This window comes from Gammaproteobacteria bacterium, assembly GCA_019748175.1.
Taxonomy (GTDB): domain Bacteria; phylum Pseudomonadota; class Gammaproteobacteria; order JAIEPX01; family JAIEPX01; genus JAIEPX01.
The window spans coordinates 1-4,753 of sequence record JAIEPX010000019.1 but is presented as its reverse complement, the minus strand read 5'-3'; the positions used below and the strand labels follow the sequence as shown (position 1 = coordinate 4,753).

General features: G+C 40.5%; 2 protein-coding genes. Both read left to right on the top strand.

Annotation, left to right across the window (positions count from 1 at the left end; all coding sequences use genetic code 11):
- A partial coding sequence (locus K2X50_08545) for a tetratricopeptide repeat protein (protein ID MBX9587291.1) occupies positions 1-2,835 on the top strand: 2,835 nt, incomplete at its 5' end.
- 192 nt (positions 2,836-3,027) lie between these two features.
- Positions 3,028-4,659 (top strand): ATP-binding protein, encoded by a 1,632-nt coding sequence (locus K2X50_08540; GenBank protein ID MBX9587290.1) that lies wholly within the window; start codon positions 3,028-3,030, stop codon positions 4,657-4,659.
- Positions 4,660-4,753 lie beyond the last annotated feature (94 nt).

Sequence of the window (4,753 nt, the reverse complement as noted above, 5' to 3'; positions counted from 1 at the left end):
GATGATCCTTACCAACTCGAGCATCAAAAACGACAAAGAAAATTTGAAGCCACCATGAAAGCGGTGGTGGAATTGTCATTAGAGCAAGTCAAAACTATCTGTAAAACAGAGGATGCTTTCGAGCGTGCAAAAAGAATTTTATTGGCTACGACATATTTGGCTCCCGAATCTGCAATTCCTAAAGGATTACTAGGAAGATGGCTGCCTGATGACGAAACGGAAAATCAAATCAATGATGTTTTAGAATCACTACGTGCACTTTCTTTGCTGGAAGAAGATAGTCAAATTGCAACGTATCGTATTCACCAAGTTGTGCAAGATACGCTGAGACTCGAGGAAACTTCAGAGATAACACAACGGAGACTATTGCAATGGCATAAAGAAGTCGAAAGGTACTTAAACGTCTTAGATTCAAAGTTAGGAGCGTTAGGAGCGCTTGACGAACAAAAATATAAAGTCCTCGAAGTGCATATGATCGCATTAGCTCAGCATTTGAGTCGACAACAACGCACGGATGCTTTCCTTGAGGCGGAGACATTTATGTATCGGAGAGCAGGTCTTGCCTCAAGCTTCCAAGGAAAAGAGACAACTGCTAAATCATATTTTGAAAATGCTCTTCGATGCTGTCGACAAATGCCAACAAGAAATACCGCGTATGAAGGAGATTGTTTGAATGGTTTAGGAGCAACCACTCTATCCTGCGGGGATCCATTGGGTGCAAAGAAGTATTTGGAAGAGGCATTACCAATCCTTCAAGCCGCGCTGGGTGATCTCCACGCAGAGGTGGGGCAATGTTGGATGAATCTAGGATTGGCAATCTGCTCGTGTGGCGATCCACAAAGCGCGGAGGCGCACTTGGAGGCAGCCTTACCGATTCTCAAAACCACCCTAGGTAAAGGAAATGCGACTGTAGGGAGGTGTTTGTCAAACTTGGGTTCGGTCACCCTATTCTGCGGTGATCCGCAGACTGCAAAGAGGTATTTAGAAGAAGCTTTACCAATCCTCCAAGCCAGTTTAGGTAAACAGCATTCGAGTGTTGGAGGATGTTTGGGGAGTTTAGGATTGGCTATCTTCACCTGTGGTGATCCACGAGGAGCAAAGAAGTTTTTAGATGCGGCCATACCGATTCTCAAGGCCACACTGGGCGAAAAACATGCGTCGGTAGGTCAATGTTGGATGAATTTAGGCCTGGCCACCAGCTTCAGCGGTGATCCACGAAGTGGTAAGGTGCATTTGGAGACTGCTTTACCGATCCTCAAAACCACTTTGGGTGAAAACCACGCAGATGTGGGGCGGTGTTTGGGGAATTTAGGTTCAATCGCATTTTCCTGCGGTGATCCACAGGGTGCGGAGAGGTATTTGGAAGAAGCCTTGCCTATCCTCAACGCCAGCCTGGGTGAAAATCATCCGAATATTGGTGCGTGTTTGACAAACTTAGGCATGGCTAAAATAAGCTGTGGTGATCTACAGAGTGGAAAGAAATGTTTGGAGTCAGCGTTGCTTATTTTGAAATCTAATTTAGGTGAAACGCATGCGGATGTAGGACGTTGCATGATGAATTTAGGGAGTACTACCTTGTCCTGTGGTGATGTTCAAGGGGCAAAGGAGCTTTTGGAAGAGGCCTTAATGATTCTCGAATACACCGTGGGCAAAAGACATTCAGACGTCGGATTATGCAAGATGAATCTAGGATTAGCCGACTGGGTGTATCGTAATTTTCAGCGGTCAAAGAAGTATTTGGAAGAAGCCTTACCTATCCTCAAAGCCACCCTGGGTGAAAAGCATGCTGATGTAGCGAGGTGTTTGCAAAATTTAGGGATGGCAACCTTGTCAGGTGGTGATTCATGGGGCGCTAAAAAGAATTTTGAAGAAGCCTTGCCTATCATCAAAGCCACTTTGGGTGAAAGGCATATGGAAGTGGGACGTTGCTGTATGAATCTAGGTGAAGCCAATTTATCCTGTGGCATTCCGCAAATAGCTAAGGAATACTTAGAAACAGCAGTAAAGAGTTTAAAAGGATTCTTTGGTGAAAATGATAATACCGTAATAACCTGCCAGAAACTTTTAGATCAAGCTATTAAAGCTTGTCTCGAATCTTCTGATATTAAGTCTACCAATTCGGTATTAAGGAAAGCGCCAGCTCTTCCTCAAGAGACGATTCTTGATCTTATCAGCGAAGATATGATGCCACTACATACAACACTTGCTTTTGAGGTGGCGCAATATTCCTATAATCTTGAACAGATAGAGACCGCAATAAAAGTACTTAGCTTATTAATCGAAACAAATCCTGCTCAGCCACAAGCATTGATGTTAAAAGCTCAATGCCATATTGCCACTTATGAATTTGATGCTGCTGAAGATTGTATTGCAACGGCTCTATCACTTGATAACGATTTAGATGCTAAATTGGTTTTTGAAGAATTGAATAAAGCGCGCGAAAATTACCTGAATTTACTTGGGAAAGTCCAAAACACATTAGCAGTTGAAACTCTGGAGGCACGCGAGAAAATTATTTATGCTAAAAATCTATGCGCTTTAGGAAAGCATTCACAAGCGCTTGTTTTTTTGAATCAATTAGCTCAACAATCTCTTGATGCTAATTTACTAGGGGCCATTTTTTACCAATCTGCACGTTGTTATTTTTTAAATCAAAATTGGAATGAAGCGCTAAACTGTATCGATAAAAGCTTGGAGATTAATCATCATCCTGACGCAGAAGCACTTCGATTAAAAATAATTGAAGCCGCTAATTCAGCGGAAAAAATCGAAAGACTGCTATCAATATTAGTAATTGAAGAACCTGAGAATTCTCAACAATTTCGACCCAATTAGCAAGCTTACGGAAGCAATGAAAATGAAATCAACATCAGAAAAGGCATTATACCTTTAATGTTAGCAGATGAAAGGGATGAATTATTAGCCATGACAATATTGCAGATAGCAGGAGACAGACCTGAAAATAATTAATTTATACTTACACTGGCAACTTTATGCATTAACAGAATTATTTAGGAGACAACAACAATGGAATCAGCAAGCGAAGTGCCTTTATTTTCTCAGCTAAGCACAGTCAGTATTGAAAATTATAAAGACACAATTATTGTTCACCTGAGGCCGATCTTAGAAATTGCAACTTCTTACGCACCACCTAATGATGCAGCTATTAATGCGGCTGGAGTTTTTTTTAAAAAAGTGGATTCTAGCGTTGTACATATATCTTCCGAAAAACAAAAAATCAATTCCTCAGGGCATACTTTGACTATAAAACAGCAGCCCGTGGAAATTGTCATTGAACAACCTCTGGACGAAAAATCCCTTGTTAATTTATTAAATCTTTTGGGCGAACATAATCCTGCGTCGATGTCTCAAGAAGAAAAGGGATCTCTATTTAGTCTTTTGAACGAAAATCCTTTAGTAGTAAAGCAATTAAATATTAAAAAAACCGGTATTCGCATTGTCTTTCGCATTCCCGAACAAACGTTCAGCCCGTTGTATCGTTTACCGCCCCCATTTGATCATTTCATAGGACGAGAACAGGAATTAAAACAGCTTCAAGCACGACGTAATCAAGATAAAAATATTTTACAAATTGCAGGAACCGGTGGCATAGGAAAATCTCAATTAGCCAATTACTTTGCGCGATTACAATTTAGAGAAAAAAATTATAACTGGATCATTTGGATGAAAGGGGGAGATCTTCAAACAGTAAAAGCTAATCTCTCCTCTCAATTCGTTGAGTTAGGTCTTGCGCTAGGATTACCAGTAAATCAGCTCGAAGGCGAGCCCTTACATAGATTAATTTATGAGAGACTCGCATCAAAAGGGCGAGGGTTGGTGATCGTTGATGATGCGCCCAATTACAAATTTGTAAAACCTTTTTTACCCGAAAATTTTGAACAACGAGAAATAGATGTCTTGATCACTACACGAAATAGCCTAAAATTTGGACCCTCGATAAGCAAGATAATTTTAGATGTATTCACGTTGGATGATGCGAAGCTTTACCTACGGCGAGTACTCAAAGAAACGATCACAGAAGCCGATGCTGAGGTGTTAGCGAAAACTTTAGATCGCTATCCCTTAGTATTAACTCGAGCCGTGACTAATATTCATGACAGACAATCTGCAATCGAAGGCGATCCTTGTCAATATGCAGCCACCATGAAAATGGTCGTGGAATTGTCCTTGGAACAAGTCAAAATAATTTGTGAAACGGCAGCAGTTTTTGAGCGGGCTACGAGAGTATTATTGGCAGCAAGTTACTTAGCCCCCGAAGTGGCTATTCCTAAAGCGTTATTAGGAAAATGGCTACCCGAAGATGAAGGTGAAATTTACATCGATGAAGCGCTAGAGGCACTTCGAGCACTCTCTTTAGTTGAAGAAGATAGACTAACAGCTACTTATCGTATTCATAAAGCTGTGCAAGATATCTTGAGACATGATGAAACCTCAGAGTCAACTCAGAAAAAACTATTGAAATGGAATGAAATTGTTGAAAGTTATTTAACTTTATCGAGTTCAAAAAGTAAAGAATATGATCAAGAAATTCATCATGCACTCGAAACACATTTAACTGTTTTAGCGCAGAATTTAAGCGCCTGCGAAAGTCACGTTGATGACCATGATAAATCTCATACATGTAGCTTTATGTATTGACCGAACTATTTATTTAGGAGACTACAATGGAATCAGCAAGAGAAGTTCCTTTATTTTCTCAACTCAGTACAGTCAGTATTAAAAACTATAATGA